At 71.5% G+C, this 16,028-nt stretch carries 17 protein-coding genes; 11 read left to right on the top strand and 6 right to left on the bottom strand.

Annotated elements, in window-relative coordinates; genetic code table 11:
* Positions 1-68: 68 nt before the first annotated feature.
* From QRN40_RS09575 to QRN40_RS09565, 3 genes are read left to right on the top strand one after another with little or no spacing between them, the layout of a single operon-like run.
* Positions 69-587 carry a hypothetical protein gene (locus tag QRN40_RS09575; RefSeq protein WP_285115368.1) on the top strand — a complete coding sequence of 173 codons (519 nt, stop codon included), beginning with the start codon at positions 69-71 and terminating at the stop codon, positions 585-587.
* A 26-nt stretch (positions 588-613) separates the two neighbouring features.
* A complete protein-coding gene (locus QRN40_RS09570) occupies positions 614-1,015 on the top strand; it encodes a VOC family protein (RefSeq protein ID WP_285115367.1) in 402 nt (133 codons plus the stop codon).
* Positions 1,016-1,042: 27 nt separating this feature from the next.
* On the top strand, positions 1,043-2,035 hold the full coding sequence (locus QRN40_RS09565) for an NADP-dependent oxidoreductase (protein WP_285115366.1): 993 nt from the start codon (positions 1,043-1,045) through the stop codon (positions 2,033-2,035).
* Between the two features lie 18 nt (positions 2,036-2,053).
* Here QRN40_RS09565 and QRN40_RS09560 read toward each other — a convergent pair whose 3' ends face one another.
* Positions 2,054-3,862, bottom strand: a complete 1,809-nt coding sequence (locus QRN40_RS09560; protein WP_285115365.1) for an MFS transporter — start codon at positions 3,860-3,862, stop codon at positions 2,054-2,056.
* Between the two features lie 58 nt (positions 3,863-3,920).
* On the opposite strand from QRN40_RS09560, the gene QRN40_RS09555 reads away from it, so the two are divergent.
* The gene (locus QRN40_RS09555) at positions 3,921-4,685 is read left to right on the top strand and encodes an alpha/beta hydrolase (RefSeq protein ID WP_502878910.1); all 765 of its coding nucleotides are present in this window, start codon (positions 3,921-3,923) and stop codon (positions 4,683-4,685) included.
* Here QRN40_RS09555 and QRN40_RS09550 read toward each other — a convergent pair.
* Positions 4,682-5,515, bottom strand: a complete 834-nt coding sequence (locus QRN40_RS09550; RefSeq protein ID WP_285115363.1) for an MBL fold metallo-hydrolase — start codon at positions 5,513-5,515, stop codon at positions 4,682-4,684. The genes QRN40_RS09555 and QRN40_RS09550 overlap by 4 nt on opposite strands.
* An 81-nt stretch (positions 5,516-5,596) precedes the next feature.
* Positions 5,597-6,256, bottom strand: coding sequence for a fasciclin domain-containing protein (locus QRN40_RS09545; protein ID WP_285115362.1), 660 nt, complete (start codon positions 6,254-6,256; stop codon positions 5,597-5,599).
* Positions 6,257-6,386: 130 nt separating this feature from the next.
* Here QRN40_RS09545 and QRN40_RS09540 point away from each other — a divergent pair, with 130 nt between their 5' ends.
* A complete protein-coding gene (locus tag QRN40_RS09540) occupies positions 6,387-7,937 on the top strand; it encodes a molybdopterin-dependent oxidoreductase (protein WP_285115361.1) in 1,551 nt (516 codons plus the stop codon).
* Between the two features lie 44 nt (positions 7,938-7,981).
* The gene (locus QRN40_RS09535; protein WP_285115360.1) at positions 7,982-8,689 is read left to right on the top strand and encodes a DedA family protein; all 708 of its coding nucleotides are present in this window, start codon (positions 7,982-7,984) and stop codon (positions 8,687-8,689) included.
* A 166-nt stretch (positions 8,690-8,855) separates the two neighbouring features.
* Here QRN40_RS09535 and QRN40_RS09530 read toward each other — a convergent pair whose 3' ends face one another.
* Positions 8,856-9,431 carry a TetR family transcriptional regulator gene (locus tag QRN40_RS09530; RefSeq protein ID WP_285115359.1) on the bottom strand — a complete coding sequence of 192 codons (576 nt, stop codon included), beginning with the start codon at positions 9,429-9,431 and terminating at the stop codon, positions 8,856-8,858.
* A 133-nt stretch (positions 9,432-9,564) separates the two neighbouring features.
* The gene (locus QRN40_RS09525) at positions 9,565-9,933 is read right to left on the bottom strand and encodes a cupin domain-containing protein (RefSeq protein WP_285115358.1); all 369 of its coding nucleotides are present in this window, start codon (positions 9,931-9,933) and stop codon (positions 9,565-9,567) included.
* A gap of 53 nt (positions 9,934-9,986) precedes the next feature.
* On the opposite strand from QRN40_RS09525, the gene QRN40_RS09520 reads away from it, so the two are divergent.
* From QRN40_RS09520 to QRN40_RS09500, 5 genes are all read left to right on the top strand, one after another.
* A complete protein-coding gene (locus QRN40_RS09520; protein ID WP_285115357.1) occupies positions 9,987-11,582 on the top strand; it encodes an ATP-dependent DNA ligase in 1,596 nt (531 codons plus the stop codon).
* Positions 11,583-11,600: 18 nt separating this feature from the next.
* The gene (locus QRN40_RS09515) at positions 11,601-12,581 is read left to right on the top strand and encodes a Gfo/Idh/MocA family protein (protein WP_285115355.1); all 981 of its coding nucleotides are present in this window, start codon (positions 11,601-11,603) and stop codon (positions 12,579-12,581) included.
* Between the two features lie 80 nt (positions 12,582-12,661).
* The gene (locus QRN40_RS09510) at positions 12,662-13,408 is read left to right on the top strand and encodes a 3-hydroxybutyrate dehydrogenase (protein ID WP_285115354.1); all 747 of its coding nucleotides are present in this window, start codon (positions 12,662-12,664) and stop codon (positions 13,406-13,408) included.
* Positions 13,405-14,304 carry an alpha/beta hydrolase gene (locus QRN40_RS09505; protein WP_285115353.1) on the top strand — a complete coding sequence of 300 codons (900 nt, stop codon included), beginning with the start codon at positions 13,405-13,407 and terminating at the stop codon, positions 14,302-14,304. The genes QRN40_RS09510 and QRN40_RS09505 overlap by 4 nt, the downstream gene beginning before the upstream one ends.
* Positions 14,301-15,353 (top strand): alpha/beta fold hydrolase, encoded by a 1,053-nt coding sequence (locus QRN40_RS09500; protein WP_285115351.1) that lies wholly within the window; start codon positions 14,301-14,303, stop codon positions 15,351-15,353. Before QRN40_RS09505 ends, QRN40_RS09500 begins: the two co-directional genes overlap by 4 nt.
* Before the next feature lie 15 nt (positions 15,354-15,368).
* Here the strand turns inward: QRN40_RS09500 and QRN40_RS09495 are convergent, their stop codons facing one another.
* Complete coding sequence (locus tag QRN40_RS09495; protein WP_285115350.1) at positions 15,369-15,989, bottom strand: TetR/AcrR family transcriptional regulator; 621 nt, start codon at positions 15,987-15,989, stop codon at positions 15,369-15,371.
* Between the last annotated feature and the right edge of the window lie 39 nt (positions 15,990-16,028).

Below are 16,028 nucleotides of genomic sequence, written 5' to 3'. Positions count from 1 at the left end.
CCAAGCTAGGGATATGCTGATGCTGGGTACGGCGAAGCGCCGGCCCGCACGCGAAGGAAGGCGTCACGATGACCGACACGGCGGCGATCCAGGAGCAGCTCCGCGCTCTCCTCGATGAGGAGCGCGGTCTGCGCGAGCTCCTCGGGGCGGACCCCTCGTGGTACTCCGTTCTCATCCGCCAGCTCGAACTGGCGGTGGGCGACGACCGCATCATCTATCTGGGGGCCGCTGCGGCATCCGCCCTCTCGACGGTCACGCTGCGCATCGGCATCTTCACCGACCACACCGTCGTCGCGGCCGAGGTCATCGACGACGGCTCCCCCGACGCCCAGGTGATCACGCGGGTCGAGAGCCGGGCCGACCTGCTGCGCTTCGAGCTGTCCGGCGGCACGGAGAGCGCCAACAGCTCCGAGGACTCCTGGCAGGGCGGGTTCCGCATCCGCGCCTTCTACCAGTCCGGTCTCATCGTCACGGTCCCCGCGAACGTGGTCGACACCGAGGCGAAGCGCGTGTCGGTCCACGCCGTCCTCGACGGCATCCGGGCGGACCTGCACGCCACCCCGCTCACCGGGCCGATGCCCGGCTGAGGCAGCCCGGCGACCGAGGAGCAGCGATGATCTCGTCAGCGGTCTATCTGAGCTACGGCGACGCGGCCCGCGCGATCGCGTGGCTGGAGGCGCTCGGCTTCGAGACGCTCCTGTTGCAGACGGCGCCCGACGGGTCGGTGACCCACAGCGAGCTGCGGTGGGCTGACACGGTCGTGATGCTGTCGTCGAACGACGCCGACTACGCCACCGCCCCGCTGGTCGGCTCCTCGACCGGGGCCGGCGTGTACCTCATCACGCAGGACGTCGACGGGATGTACTCCCGTGCCGTGTTCGCCGGGGGCACCCCCCTGCTCCCACCCGCGAACACCGAGTGGGGCGGCCGGCGCGCACGCGTTCTCGACCCCGGCGGGCGGGAGTGGAGCTTCGGCTCCTACCGTCCCGGCGAGCAGTGGACGGCCACCGACTGACGGCGGCCACGAACAGAAGGCCAGGCGATGATGACGAAGAAGTATCAGGAGACCACGGTCGTCGAGTACGAGCGCAACGGCGACGTGGACGTGCTGGAGCGCAAGACCCGTCCGCTGCGTGAGCCAGGAGCCGACGAGGTCGTCGTCGAGGTGATCTCGACGGGGATCAGTCACATCGACGGCTTCATCCGGAGCGGCCGGGAGACGGCGTGGGCCGACGAGCCGTTCCCTCGCGCATCGGGCAGCGACTTCGCGGGCATCGTCGTCGTCGCGGACGCCGCGGGGCGGTTCCGTCGAGGCGCCGAGGTGATCGGGCACGTCCGCACCGGGGCGCACGCGCGACACGTGGTGGTGCCCACAGCGGCGCTGGTGGTCAAGCCGCCGCACGTCTCGTGGGAGGTCGCCGGCGGGCTGTACCTGGCCGGAGCGACCGCCCTGGACATGCTCGACGACGTGCGCGTCGGCGCGGGCGACACGGTCGTCATCTCCGCGGCCGCCGGCGCGGTCGGGAGCATCGAGGCGCAGGTCGCCAAGCACCGGGGTGCCCGTGTGATCGGCACCTGCGGCGACCGGAACTTCGACTACCTGCGCCAGCTCGGCATCAAGCCGGTCCGGTACGGCGAGGGCATCGAGGAGCGCATCCGCGAGCTGGCGCCGGACGGCGTGGACGCCCTGATCGACAACTTCGGCCAGGACGGCCGCGAGCTCGCCGAGCGCCTGAACGTGCCGCCGTCGCGCTACCGGTCGAGCGAGGACCGCCGCGACACGGAACTGCGGCTGCTGCAGGACGACCCGGAGTCGGTCGCTCACGGGACGGCCCAGCTGCAGCGGCTGGCCCAGCTCGCGGATGAGCGGGCGTTCACCCTGCTCATCTCCGGCTTCTACCCGCTGGACGAGATCGCGTACGCCTACGACGACCTGCAGAACCTGCACTCGCGCGGCAAGATCGTGCTGGGGACGCATCCCGTCACCACGTACCGCACGCTGAAGGCGCGGGACGTGCACGAGGCGCGGGCCTGACGCGCGGCGGCCCGCGCCTCAGCCCTGGGCGAGGTCGCGGAAGAACCGCGTGAGCAGTGCCCGGGACCGCCGGTCGAGCCGGGATGCGGCCAGCCGCGCCCGCGCGAGCTCGGGGTCCTCCTCCAGCGCGTCCGCCAATCGCTGCACCAGGAGCGCGATGTCGTCCGCCGTGTACGACGTGCGCGGATCGGCGGCGACGGCCGGCGCCTGGGGTTCGGCACCCGCAGGCGCCTCGCCGCCCGGCTCCCCGGGCTCACCGTCGCGCGGACGACGGCCGCCGAGGGACAGCGTCGCGAGCAGACCGACGACCAGGAACCCGGCTGCGGAGAACGCCGCCCACCGGGTGCCGTCACTGAACGCCTCCTTCGCGTCCGCCGCGATCGGTGCGGTCCGCGGGTCCTGCTCGAGGCCGGCGATGGCCGCGCCCGAACTGTCGATGACAGCGGAGACCAGCTGATCGCGCTGGGCCGTCGGCACACCGCGGTCGTCGAGGCTGCTCTGGAACACCGCCGTCGCGGACGCGAAGAGCACCGTTCCCAGCACGGCGATACCGAGGGCCGAGCCGATCTGCCGGGCGGTGCTCGTCGTGCCGGAGCCCTGACCGCTCTGGTCGACCGGAACGTCCTTGAGCACGACGCCGGTCAGCTGCGCCGTCGCGAGGCCGACGCCGAAACCGTAGACGAACAGGAACGGGATGAGAGCGCCCCACGGCGTGGACGCGGAGATGACGAGGCCCAGCCCCGCCACTCCGACGATCTCCGCCACCAGCCCGACCCGCACGATCGTGACGGCCGGAATGCGGTTTCCGAACGCTCCCGCGAAACCGCTCGCCAGGAAGGACCCGATGGCCAGCGCGAGCAGGATGAGCCCGGTGTCGAGCGCACTGTAGCCGAGCACGTTCTGGAGCCAGATCGGCAGCGCCAGGATGATGCCGAACTCGCCGAGCGAGACGATCGTGGCCGCCACGTTGCCGTTGCGGAACGACGGGATGCGGAACAGGTCGAGCGCGAGCATCGTGCTCTTCCCCGCGCGGATGCGCGCCCGGCCGCGGAGGACGAACAGGATGCCGCCGGCGATCGCTATCGCGAAGGCGATCGGCACCGGCGACAGCGCGAAGGGCCACGACCAGTCGCCGAGCTGCGGGCGCGTGTCGACCAGCCACCAGCCGTACGTGCGGCCTTCGATGAGCCCGAAGACCAGGCTGGCGCTGGTGACGATGGAGAGCAGCGCGCCGACGCCGTCGACGCCGCCGGCGTTCCGGGTGTCGCGCGACTCCGTGACGGTCGCCAGCACTCCGACGACGATGATGATGCCGAGCGGGATGTTGATGCCGAACGCCCAGCGCCACGAGAAGGCCGTGGTGAGCCAGCCGCCGAGGAGCGGCCCGACAGCCGTCATGCCGCCGATCGTCGAGCCCCAGACGGCGAAGGCGATCGCCCTCTCCTTGCCGCGGAACGTCGCGTTGATGATCGACAGGGTCGTCGGCAGCACCATCGCACCGCCGACGCCCTGCACCAGCCGGGCGCCGATCAGGAACGCGCCGGTGGGAGCAAGTGCAGCCCCGATCGAGGCGACCGTGAAGATGGCGACTCCGATCAGGAGCATGCGGCGACGGCCGAAGCGGTCGGCCAGTGTGCCGAATACCAGCAGGAGAGCCGCGAACACCAGCGTGTACGACTCCTGCACCCACTGGACGCCGGTCGAGCCGATCTTCAGCTCGTCGACGATGGAGGGGATGGCGACGTTCACGATGGTGGAGTCGACGATGATGAGGGCCACCGCGATGCTGATGAAGACCAGCCCCGCCCAGCGCTTACGTGCGGACATCCCAACTCCCTCGCCTAGAAATTAGTCAGCAAGCTTACTGTCAGGTTACGCTATGCCGGTGAGCCGGTCCAGACGAATCCTCCGCCGCGCCCGCACTGCCGGGGTGGCGATCCTCGTCGTGCTCGGACTCGTCGTCGTGGGCTTCCTCGCGTGGGCGTCCACGCCGATGATGGGCGACCGGTCCGCCGCGCTGACGGCGTGGCGCGACCCGGCGGTCAGCATCCACGACGCCGGGAACGCGGTGGTGATGGAGCCGACGGGAACGCCTTCCGGCGCCGGCCTGGTCTTCGTGCCGGGCGCCCTGGTCGACCCGTACGCCTACCTGTACAAGCTGTCGGGGGCGGTGGCCGAGACGGGACTCACCGTCGTCATCACCAAGCCGACGCTCAACCTCGCCTTCTTCGACCAGCGGCCGCTCTCGAGCTTCACCGCACACGCTCCGGAGGTCACCGACTGGTACGTCGGCGGCCACTCCCTCGGCGGGGTGCGGGCCTGCCAGCTCGCACAGGATCCGCAGGTCGAGGGGCTCATCCTCTTCGGTTCGTACTGTGCGAACGACCTGAGCGGCACCGACCTGCGCGTGCTCTCGATCGGCGGCGGGCGCGACGGGCTCAGCACGCCGCAGAAGATCCAGGATGCTCGCCACCTGCTCCCGGCGGACGCCGAACTCGTCGAGATCCCGGGGATGAACCACGGCCAGTTCGGCGACTACGGGCCGCAGGCGGGCGACCGGCCGGCCACGATCGACGACGCCACCGCCCGCCGTGAACTGACCGACGCTCTCGACGCCTTCCTTGGGCCGGCTCCCGCCGACGCGGGCTAGCCGGCCGGACGTTCCTCGCCGGACGGGACCCAACGGCCGTCGGCCACCCGGCCGGGTCGCAATTCCGGGAAATGCGCGCCGACGCCGCGCACAGCCTCTTCCGCCAGAAGATCCCACAGGACGCGCCGGCTGCGACCGGCCAGTTCCGCATCAACATCGCCCATCGAGTGCCAGCCGGTCTCGGCCAACTGCTCGGGGACGGTGATCGCGTCGCCGAGGAGGACCAGGCGCTCGCCACTCGACTCGACCACCACCGCGAGGTGGCCGGGGGTGTGCCCGGGCGCGGGAACGGCGCGGACGCCGGGTGCGACCTCGCGCTCGGCGTCGAGCGCGACGAGGCGGGGCGTCCCCGCCAGCGTCCGGAAGCCCTCCCGGATGTGCGGGGCCATTTCGCCGGATCCCTCCACGAAGTGCGCCCACTCGCCGGCCCCGAACCAGATGCGCGCATTCGGGAACGTGGCGCGGCCGGACGGGTCGAACAGCCAGCCGACATGGTCGGTGTGGAAGTGCGTCACCACGACGTCGCCGATGTCGCCCGGCGCGATGCCCAGCGTGCGGAGACCGGTGAGCAGCTGGCCGCCGACCAGCAGCATCCCGTCGGGCATGGGGTCGAGGGCGGGACCGAGGCCCGCGTCGACCAGGACGGTGCGGTCGCTCCCGTCGGCCGCGGTCGTCCTGACCACGAAGCACCCGATCGGCAGCCACGCGGCGCCGTCGCGCTCGAACACGTCCGGACGGGCGGAGGCGGGCACGTCGTCGCCGAAATACCGCGGCCGGGCGACGAAGGCACCGTCGGAGATCGCATCCACCCGCAGCTCGCCGACACGCATGAAGGCAGCATACGGGCCGCAACGCGAACGGCGCGGTCGCACAGCGAATGCTGCACGGCCGCGCCGTTTCGGATGCCGGTGTTACTTGGCCGGGGGCATCAGGACCCCGTCGATCAGGTAGACGGTCGCGTTGGCGGTCTTGACGCCACCGCAGATCACGTTCGCGTCGTTGACCTTCATCGAGTCGCCGGAGCCGGTGACGGTGACGTCAGAGCCCTCGACGGTCTTGTGGGTTCCGACGATGTCCTTCGGCGAGAGCTGGCCGGGGATCACGTGGTAGGTCAGCACCGAGGTGAGCGTCGCGGCTCCCGCGTCGGTCTTCAGCGTGTCGATGGTGGCCGGGTCGATCTTCTTGAAGGCGTCATCCACCGGTGCGAAGACGGTGAAGTCACCGCCGTTCAGGGTGTCGACGAGGTTGACCTTCGGGTTCAGCTTGCCGGAGACGGCTGCGACCAGAGTGGTCAGGAGCGGGTTGTTGCCGGCAGCGGTCGCCACCGGGTCCTGGGCCATGCCCGAGACCGAGCCGGCGCCGGACGGAACCTGCTTGGCGTACGCCGCGCAGCCGGGGCCGACGAGGTCCGCCGCCGGGTCCATCGACTGCGAGGCCGACGGAGAGGACGAACTCATCGAGTCGCCCGACGACGACGAGGACGAGGTTCCAGCGCCCGAAGAGCAGGCGGTGAGGGCGAGGGCGGCCGCGGCCAGAAGGCCGGCCGCTGCGAGACGGGTAGTGGATCGCATGATTTCTCTTCTCCTTTTGAGGGATGGTGCCGATCGTTCGGCCGCTGCTGGGCGGTCATCAGGGGTTCGGGCTCGTCGCCGAAACGGATTGGAACCAATCCGCGGGAGTGTGCCGTGACGAACTCTTCACGTGACAGCGAAGAAGAGAATCGGCACGATCGCCTGGGCTGCGCTCGCAGGTGCCGTCAGCGGCGGAGTCTTCCTGGGCGCGGCCGAACTGGTGGCCCTGCTCGTGGCGCGGGAGGCGAGCCCGATCCTCGCGGTCGGCTCGTTCGTGATCGACATCGTGCCGAGATGGGCCAAGGAGCTCGCGATCGAGCTGTTCGGCTCGAACGACAAGCTGTTCCTGCTCAGCTCCCTCGGCTTCGCCGTGTTCGTCGCCGCCGCGGTCGCGGGTGTCCTGGAGCTGTGGAAGCGCTGGCTCGGCGTCGCCCTGTTCGTCCTCGCCGGCGTCGCTGCGATCATCGCGACGCTCACCCGGGCCGGCGCGAGTCCCCTCGCCTTCCTGCCTGCGGCCGTCGGCGCTGCTCTCGGCGCCGTCGTGCTGCGACTCCTGGTGGGCCGTCTCCACCGCTGGCGCGACGACCGGGCGTCCGACTCCCCCTCGACCGGGGTCGACCGTCGCCGGTTCCTTGTGTTCACCTCGATCGCCGCGGCCGGTGCCGTGATCGCGGGTGTCGGATCGCGCCTGGGGTCGGCGGCCACCTCCTCCATCGCCGCCGTCCGTTCCGCGCTGCGTCTTCCCGCCCCCGCCTCGCGCGTCGCGGTTCCCGCGGGAGCCGAACTCGACGCCCCGGGGATAAGCCCGCTGTTCACGCCGAACAAGGACTTCTACCGGGTGGACACCGCCCTCACCGTTCCGTCTGTCGACCCGTCGACCTGGCGGCTGACCGTCGACGGCATGGTCGAGAAGCGGATCGAGCTGAGTTTCCAGGATCTGCTGCGGATGGGACTGGACGAGTACGCCGTCACCCTGACCTGCGTGTCGAACGAAGTGGGCGGCAACCTCATCGGCAACGCGCGCTGGCTCGGGGTCCGCGTGAAGGACATCCTCGCGCTGGCGCGGCCGCGGTCCGGGGCCGACATGGTGCTGTCCCGCAGCGTCGACGGTTTCACCGCGAGCACCCCGCTCGACGCCCTGACCGACCAGAATCGGGATGCGATTCTCGCGGTCGGGATGAACGGCGAGCCCCTGCCCCTCGAACACGGCTTCCCGGTGCGGATGGTCGTCCCCGGCCTCTACGGCTACGTCTCGGCGACCAAGTGGCTCACCGAGCTGAAGGTGACGACGTTCGCGGCCGACCAGGCCTACTGGACGCCCCGCGGCTACAGCGCCAAGGCGCCGATCAAGCTCTCCAGCAGGATCGACACCCCGCGCGTGGACAAGTCCCTCTCGGCCGGAGCGACCAAGATCGCCGGCGTCGCGTGGGCCCAGACGGTCGGCATCCAGAAGGTCGAAGTGCAGATCGACGGAGGCGACTGGCAGCCGGCGAAGCTCTCGGCGCCCATCAACAAGGACACCTGGGTGCAGTGGTCGCTCGACTGGACCGCGACCTCGGGCAGCCACACGCTCGCCGTGCGCGCGACGGACAAGGCGGGGCGGCTGCAGGAGCAGAAGCGCACCCCGATCGCGCCCAACGGTTCCACCGGCTGGCAGCAGACGCTGGTGCGCGTCGGCTGACCCCACCCACGGTCCTCCCATCCGCCGTGGATAGCCTCGGGGCCATGACAGGACCGACGCTCGCCCTGCCCGGCCTCGCTCGCGGACTCGCGACAACCACCCTCCCGTCCGCGACACCGCCCGAAGAGCTCGGTGGGATCGCCGGCCTCGCGGCCCGCGTCATGGTCACCCTCGGCGAGTTCGGCGTCGGTCTGTGCGCCCTCGCCGAGGTGGTGTTCCCCCCGATTCCGAGCGAGGTGATCCTCCCGTTCGCGGGCTTCCTGGCCTACCAGGGGTCGTTGAACCCGCTGCTGGTTCTGCTGGCGGCGACACTCGGCAGCTTCGCCGGGGCGAGCATCCTGTATCTGCTCGGCCGACGGCTGGGCGAGGAGCGAGCAGTCCGGCTTCTTGCGCGCCTGCCGCTCGTCGACGCGGACGACTTCACGAAGGCGGCGGCCTGGCTGAAGCGCCACGGGCGCGGCGCCGTGTTCTTCGGGCGGCTGGTGCCCCTGGTGCGAAGTCTGATCTCGCTGCCCGCGGGCGCGACGCGGATGCCGTACCTCCCGTTCGCGTTGTACACGCTGGCCGGCACGCTGCTGTGGAACGCGCTGCTGGTGGGAGCGGGGTACGCGCTCGGAACGCAGTACCACCTGGTCGAGCGCTACGCCGGGTATCTCGACATCGTCATCTACGCGGCGATCGGCCTGACGGTGGGAGGGCTGGTGCTCCGCCGCATCCTGCGCACGCGCGCCGGCGACGGCGCCGGGTCGTAGCCGCGGACGGGAAGCCGCGCGCAGACGAGCCGCTGAGACGAGGGGAACGCCCCGACCCGCAACGAGACGGGGCGCACTCCCCCCGGATGGCGGCGCTTGCGGCGCCGTCGGTGTCCCCGGGTTAAAACATACGGACTTACCGGTTTGGCCGCAACTCAGTGTTGCGTTACGTGAAGTCCGCGCGTATGACGGCCCACATGCGCGCGATGTCGTCGCGCAGACCGGCCAGCCGGCCCAGCTCGTCGGCGATCATGTAGGCGCCGAAGAAGGTCTGCACGACGACCGTCGCGCGTCCTCGAGCGTCGAAGCCGACCAGGCCGCGATCCTCAGCCTCCTGGTCGAGCAGCCCGGAGATGACGCCGATCCAGCGGTCGTACGGGTTGTCGTCCACGTCGGGCGGAAGCACCGTCTGGCTGAGCTTCATCGCCGCACGGACGCGGACGTCGGTCGCGAACACGGCGCCGACGCGCTGCGTGATCTCCTCCGCCGCCGCGAGGCCGCGGAGTCCAGAGCCGATGACCTCGCCGATGATGACCGGCCAGTTGGCGTACTTCTCGGCGACGAGCGCGCGGGCGATGTCCAGCTTCGAGCGGAAGTGGAAGTACACCGCGCCCTTCGTCGCGCCGGTGCGTTCGACGATCCGCTCCAGTCGCGCGCCCTCGTAGCCGCGCTCGTCGAACTCGGCCGCCGCAGCGTCGAGGATGGCGAGTCGCGTGCGCTCGGCGCGCTCCTGTCTCGGCATCCGCCTCGCCCGTCTCGTCAAGTGGTGTGGTCGAGATGACGATAGCGCGGGCGCCTCGGAGAGCGCCCGGAAGCGGTCAACCGGGAATCGGGAAACGAATACGTCAGGCGCGAATACTTCAGGCGCGGAGACGTCAGGCGTCCGGCAGCTCGCGCAGCTGCGCGGTCCGCTCGCCGGGCTGGTCGCCGGTGTTGACGGTCCCTCGCGGCTCGATCATGACCGCGAGCACGTCCTCGTCGGCCCGCGGGCAGTGCTCGACCCCGCGCGGCACCACGTAGACGTCGTGCGGTCCCAGCTCCACATCCCCGTCGCGCAGCTGGATGGTGAGGCGGCCCTCGAGCACCAGGAACAGTTCGTCGGTGTCCGGGTGCGCGTGCCAGATGAACTCGCCGCGCAGTCGTGCGACCTTCACGTCGTAGTCGTTGACGCTGGTCAGCCGGTGCGGCTGCCACGGCTCGGGGATGAGGGCGAAGGCGGCGTCGAGGTTGTGGACGGCGTTCATCGCCTCAGCCTAGGGGAGCCTCCGACGTCAGAGGGCGGTGGTTGTATGGGGGCGTGCTCCTCGATGCGCTCGTGACCACGGCCGAGACCGTGGCGGCCACCCGATCCCGGCTGGCCAAGGTGGATGCGCTCGCCGCGCTGCTCTCTTCGCTCGATCCGGACGAGATCGCTCCGGCCGTCGGCTTCCTCGTCGGCAAGGCGCGACAGGGGCGCGTCGGCGTGGGCTGGCGCGGACTGAGCGGCGCGATGGCCGAACCGGCCGCCGAGCCGACCCTGACCGTCGACGATCTGGATGCGCTGCTCGACCGGCTCGCGGCGCTGTCCGGCTCCGGCTCGGCCGGCGAGCGCAACCGCGCCCTGCAGGAGTTCTCCGGCCGCGCGACGGCGCGCGAGCAGGACTTCGTCGCCCGCGTGCTCCTCGGAGAGATGCGCACCGGAGCCCTCGAAGGGGTGCTGACGGATGCGATCGCGCGGGCGTCGGACCGCACGGGCGAAGCCGTCCGCCGCGCCGCGATGCTGTCGGGCGACCTGGGCGAGACGGCGCGGCTGGCGCTCACCGGCACCCCCGACGAGCTGGATGCCGTCGGCCTGGTCGTCGGACGGCCGGTGATGCCGATGCTCGCCGCGTCCGCCCCGTCCGCGTCGGAGGCGCTGGCGACGACCGGCCCCGCCTCGGTCGAGTACAAGCTGGACGGTGCGCGCATTCAGGTGCACCGGCACGGGGACGAGGTGCGCGTGTTCACCCGGAACCTGGCCGACATCACGCACCGGGTGCCGGAGGTGGTCGAGGTCGTGCGCGGCCTACCGGTGCGCGACGTGATCCTCGACGGCGAGACGCTGTCGCTCGACGAGGACGGCGCGCCGCGGCCGTTCCAGGAGACGATGAGCCGGTTCGCGCGGTGGAGCTCAGGGGCGGCGCGGAGCGACGCCGCGACCCCAGCGTCGAGGGAGCCTGCGACCGAGGTCCCTGCGGAAGCGGCTCGCGAGACCCTGTTACATCCGTGGTTCTTCGACGTCCTGCACGTCGACGGCCGCGACCTGCTCGACAAGCCGCTGTCGACGCGGCTCGCCGAGCTGGAGCGGGTGGCCGGCGCCCACCGCATCCCGGGCGAGGTGACCGCCGACCCCGAGGTCGCCGAGCGCGTCTCCGGCGACGCCCTCGCGGCCGGCCAGGAGGGCGTCGTCGTCAAGGCGATCGACTCGCCGTACGCGGCCGGTCGACGCGGATCGAGCTGGATCAAGGTCAAGCCGGTCCACACCTACGACCTGATCGTGCTCGCCGTGGAATGGGGATCGGGTCGTCGGCAGGGACTGCTGTCCAACATCCACCTCGGCGCGCGCGACCCTGACGGCGACTTCGGCGAGCCGGGCGGCTTCGTCATGGTGGGCAAGACCTTCAAGGGCCTCACCGACAAGCTGCTCGCCTGGCAGACCGAGCACTTCCAGGAGATCGAGGTGCGGCGAACGGCCGGCACCGTCTGGGTCGCGCCGACCACCGTGGTGGAGATCGCGATCGACGGCGTGCAGCGTTCCAGCCGCTACCCGGGTGGGATCGCCCTGCGCTTCGCGCGGGTGAAGCGCTACCGCGACGACAAGGAGCCGGGCGAGGCCGACACGATCGGCACCCTGCGCGGGATGCTGCGGGAGTAGCGTCGCTACGATGACCGCATGACGACCTCTTCGCCCGTGTGGGGCATCCTCGGGACCGGCGGCATCGCCGCCGCGATGACACGCGACCTCCAGCTCGACGGCCACACCGTCGCCGCGGTCGGGTCGCGGACGTCCGAGTCCGCGGCGCGCTTCGCCGCGGCTCACGGACTGCCGCGATCCCACGGCAGCTACGAGGAGCTGGTCGCCGACCCCGAGATCGACGTGATCTACGTGGCGACGCCGCATCCCCAGCACGCCCCCAACGCCCTGCTCGCGCTGGCGGCCGGCAAGCACGTGCTCGTCGAGAAGCCGTTCACCATGAACCAGCGGGAGGCGCAGCAGATCGCGGACGCCGCGCACGCGGCAGGGCTCGTCGCGCTGGAGGCGATGTGGACGCGCTGGCTCCCGCACATGCTGCGCCTGGAGGAGATCATCAGCGACGGCACGCTGGGCGAGCTGCGCTCGGTCGTCGCCCACCACGTCCAGCTGACCAACCCGGACCCGGCCGGGCGGATGCTCGACCCCGCCCTCGGCGGCGGCGCACTCCTCGACCTCGGCATCTACCCGGTGTCGTTCGCGTGGGATGTGCTCGGCACCCCCAACGAGGTGCTCGCCCTCTCGACGCCGACGGCCACCGGCGTGGACCGGCAGACGTCCATCCTCCTCGGCTACGACAGCGGCGCGCAGGCCGCGCTGACCACCGAACTCGACGCCGCCGGCGACAACAGCGCCACGATCGTCGGCACGGACGCGCGGGTCGAACTCGACGCCACCTTCTACGCGCCGACGTCCTTCCGTGTGGTCGACCCGAAGGGCCGGGTCATCGAGACCTACGAGTCGCGGATCGACGGGCGGGGGATGCAGTACCAGGCGCGCGCGATCGAGAACCTCATCGCGGCGGGCGGCGGAGAGGATGTGCGGCTTCCGCTGTCGGAGTCGGTCGCGATCATGGGCACGCTCGACACCATCCGCGAGCGCATCGGCCTCGTCTACGAATGACCGTGGTGCCCTTCCGCGGGCCCGGCGCCCGGCGTTAGAGTTCGGCGAGGGCCGCTGGCCCGGCGGGAGGAGCGTCGACGATGACCGATCTCAGCGGGAAGCGCGCCCTGGTGACCGGCGGCGCGAGCGGAATCGGCCTGGCCTGCGCCGAAGCGTTCGCTGCGGCGGGCGCGCGCGTCACCATCGCCGATCTGAACGGTGACGCCGCCCGCTCGGTGGCCGAGCGCCTGGGCGGCACGGCCTGGGAGGTCGACCTGTCCCGCACCGCGGAGCTGGCCGAAGTGTCGGTGGAGACGGACATCCTCGTCAACAATGCGGGCATCCAGCACGTCCGGCCCATCCCGGATTTCGAGCCGGAGACCTTCTCGCTCATGCTGCGGATCATGGTGGAGGCGCCGTTCCTCCTCATCCGTGCCGCGCTTCCCGGCATGTACGACCGGGGGTTCGGCCGGATCGTCAACATCTCCAGCGTCCACGGACTGCGCGCCTCCGAGTTCAAGTCGGCGTACGTCACGGCCAAGCACGCCCTCGAGGGACTCTCCAAGACGACGGCGCTCGAAGGCGGCGCGCACGGTGTGACCTCGAACTGCATCAACCCGGGCTACGTGCGGACTCCGCTGGTCGAGAAGCAGATTGCCGACCAGGCGCGGCTCCACGGCATCCCAGAGGACGAGGTGGTCGAGAAGGTGATGCTGACCGAGGCGTCGATCAAACGGCTGGTCGAGCCGACCGAGGTCGCCAGCCTGGCTCTGTGGCTCGCCGGCGACGACGCCGGGATGGTGACGGGCGCGAGCTACACGATGGACGGCGGATGGAGCGCGCGGTGACGGCGGGCACCGCCCCGGCTCCGTACGCGCGCGCGGCGGTGCCGGTCGACGGCGGTGAGCTCGCGGTCGGGGTGTGGGGCCCCGATGCCGCCGGCACGCCGATCCTCGCCGTGCACGGCATCACCGCCAGCCATCGGGCGTGGCTGCTGGCGGCGGAGGCGCTGTCCGGCACGCGCGTCATCGCTCCCGACCTCCGCGGTCGCGGTCGCAGCTCCGGGCTTCCCGCCCCCTTCGGGCTGGAGCAGCACGCCGACGACCTGGCGCGCGTCCTCGACGCGCTGGGCGTCGAACGGGCGGTCGTGGCCGGGCACTCGATGGGCGGCTTCGTCGCGGTGCGACTGGCCGAGCGGCATCCCGACCGTGTCGAGCGGCTGGTGCTCGTCGACGGCGGCCTCCCCGTCGCCGCCCCCGCGGGCGTCGCGCCCGAAGACGTGCCGGCCGTGGTGCTCGGCCCGTCACTGCAGCGCCTGGGGATGCGGTTCGCGTCGCCGGAGGAGTACGTCGCGTTCTGGAGACGGCACCCCGCGATCGGCCCGTGGTGGGATGACGCGATCGCCGATTATGTGGCCTACGACCTCGTCGGCGAGGAGCCCGAGCTGCGGTCGAGCGCCGACCCGGACGCCGTGTCGGTCAACGCGCTGGAACTGGACGGCTCTGCCGGCTACGCCGAGGAGCTCGAAGCGCTGCGCCTTCCGATCGACTTCATCCGGGCACCCCGCGGGCTGCTCGACGCGGCCCCGCTCTACGAACCGTCGGTGGTCGCGGAGTGGGCACCGCGGATTCCCACGATGCGCGTGCACGAAGCGCACGACGTGAACCACTACACGATCGTCATGACCGACGCGGGCCTGCGTCAGTTCCTCCCCCTGCTCGACCCGAAGGAGACACCGTCATGAGTGGAACGCTGCTGCCCGGCATCGACGCCCGCACCGTCCGCACCTCCCGCTACACCGCCAATGTGCTCGAGCGGCCGGCCGAGGGCGAGCCGACGCGCACCGTCCTGTTCGTGCACGGCAACGTGTCGTCGTCCCTGTTCTGGCAGCCGCTCATGCTCGCGCTGCCGGGCGGGATCCGCGCCCTCGCCGTCGACCTGCGCGGTTTCGGCGACAGCGAGACGCTGCCGGTGGACGCGTCGCGCGGCGTCCGCGACTTCTCCGACGATGTCGCGTCCGTCGCCGACGAGCTGGCGCTCGGCGCATCCCACATCGTCGGCTGGAGTCTCGGCGGCGGCGTGGTCATGCAGCTGCTCCTCGACCGGCCGGACCTGGTCTCCAGCCTGACCCTCGTCTCCCCGGTCTCCCCCTACGGCTTCGGAGGCACGGCGGCCGACGGCAGGCTCCTCAACGCGGATGCGTCGGGCACCGGCGGCGGCGGCGCCAACCCCGACTTCGTGGTCCGGCTCGAGGCGGGCGACACCGGCGAGGACTCCCCGACCTCTCCGCGAGCGGTCTATCGCTCCTCGTACGTCGCCCCCGGCTTCGTCTCCGAATACGAGGACCTCTGGGTGGAGTCGATGCTGTCCACCGCGACCGGTCCCGACAACTACCCCGGCGACGCGGGCCCCTCCGACCAGTGGCCCGGCTTCGGCCCCGGCACCCGGGGCGTGCTGAACACGCTGGCGCCGACCCACTTCGACACGTCGGGCATCGTGGAGGCGGCTGCCAAGCCGCCGATCCTCTGGATCCACGGCGCGGTCGACGCGATCGTCGGCGACGCGTCCTTCTTCGACCTCAACCAGCTCGGCGCGGCCGGCGTGATCCCCGGCTGGCCCGGCGAGGAGGTGGCACCGCCGCAGCCCATGCTCGCGCAGACCCGGGACGTGCTGCGGCGTTACGCCGAGGCCGGCGGGACGACCCGCGAGGTCGTCTTCGAGGACTGCGGCCACTCCGCCCACATCGAGAAGCCGGACGAGTTCCGCGCCGAGCTGCTCGCCTGGATCAGCTGACGCGCCCGCGTCCACTCACGTCTCGGCGGCGAGCCGCAGCGTCCCGCGCCGCAGCCCCAGCATCCCTTCGACCGCCCGCACCAGGACCGGCCCGCGGTCGCCGCCCGCGCCCCAGCGCACCAGCGCCTGCGCGTTGAGGCCGTCGATCATGCCGAGCAGCTGCCAGGCGGTCTGCGCGGCGTCGTCGGCGTGGAAGGCGCCGGCCGCCACCCCCGCCTCGACCACCGAGAGGATGAGCGCCTGCCACGCATCCATCTGGTCGCGCACCGCGGCCGCGAGCGCTTCGTTGCGGCGCCCCAGCGCCCAGGCCTCCACCCAGACCAGGGTCACGTCGTCCCGGGCTCCCTCCAGGAGGGTCCGCAGCAGCACGGCGAGCCGGTCGGTCGGGTCCGGGACCGCCTGCAGGAGCCCGCGGACCTCCTCCAGTTCCGCCGCGACGACGGAGGTGAACGCGGACGCGACCAGCTCATCCATCGCCGGATGGTAGTGCGCGACGAGCGCGGGAGCGACACTCGCGCGGGCGGCGACCCCGCGCAGAGTGACGGCGGCGAGCCCGTCGGCGAGCGCCAGATCGCGCGCCGCCGCCGCCAATTCGGCACGGCGTTCCGCGGGTGGGCGACGGGCTGCTCTTGACATCGTCCGCCCAGTATAGGTACCTTCGCCTCACGTATTGAT

Origin of the sequence: Leifsonia sp. fls2-241-R2A-40a (assembly GCF_030209575.1) — a bacterium.
In the GTDB taxonomy this organism is placed as follows: domain Bacteria; phylum Actinomycetota; class Actinomycetes; order Actinomycetales; family Microbacteriaceae; genus Leifsonia.
Note: the sequence above shows the minus strand (reverse complement) of the source record. Positions and strands in the feature narration are given on the sequence as shown.

Bases quoted from the DNA above. Each gene is read 5' to 3' on its own strand.
- QRN40_RS09495 (WP_285115350.1), bottom strand. From the start codon at position 15,989: ATGTCAAGAGCAGCCCGTCGCCCACCCGCGGAACGCCGTGCCGAATTG.
- QRN40_RS09575 (WP_285115368.1), top strand. From the start codon at position 69: ATGACCGACACGGCGGCGATCCAGGAGCAGCTCCGCGCTCTCCTCGAT.
- QRN40_RS09525 (WP_285115358.1), bottom strand. From the start codon at position 9,933: ATGAACGCCGTCCACAACCTCGACGCCGCCTTCGCCCTCATCCCCGAG.
- QRN40_RS09560 (WP_285115365.1), bottom strand. From the start codon at position 3,862: ATGTCCGCACGTAAGCGCTGGGCGGGGCTGGTCTTCATCAGCATCGCG.
- QRN40_RS09530 (WP_285115359.1), bottom strand. From the start codon at position 9,431: ATGCCGAGACAGGAGCGCGCCGAGCGCACGCGACTCGCCATCCTCGAC.
- QRN40_RS09545 (WP_285115362.1), bottom strand. From the start codon at position 6,256: ATGCGATCCACTACCCGTCTCGCAGCGGCCGGCCTTCTGGCCGCGGCC.
- QRN40_RS09500 (WP_285115351.1), top strand. From the start codon at position 14,301: ATGAGTGGAACGCTGCTGCCCGGCATCGACGCCCGCACCGTCCGCACC.
- QRN40_RS09550 (WP_285115363.1), bottom strand. From the start codon at position 5,515: ATGCGTGTCGGCGAGCTGCGGGTGGATGCGATCTCCGACGGTGCCTTC.
- QRN40_RS09570 (WP_285115367.1), top strand. From the start codon at position 614: ATGATCTCGTCAGCGGTCTATCTGAGCTACGGCGACGCGGCCCGCGCG.
- QRN40_RS09565 (WP_285115366.1), top strand. From the start codon at position 1,043: ATGATGACGAAGAAGTATCAGGAGACCACGGTCGTCGAGTACGAGCGC.
- QRN40_RS09515 (WP_285115355.1), top strand. From the start codon at position 11,601: ATGACGACCTCTTCGCCCGTGTGGGGCATCCTCGGGACCGGCGGCATC.
- QRN40_RS09535 (WP_285115360.1), top strand. From the start codon at position 7,982: ATGACAGGACCGACGCTCGCCCTGCCCGGCCTCGCTCGCGGACTCGCG.
- QRN40_RS09510 (WP_285115354.1), top strand. From the start codon at position 12,662: ATGACCGATCTCAGCGGGAAGCGCGCCCTGGTGACCGGCGGCGCGAGC.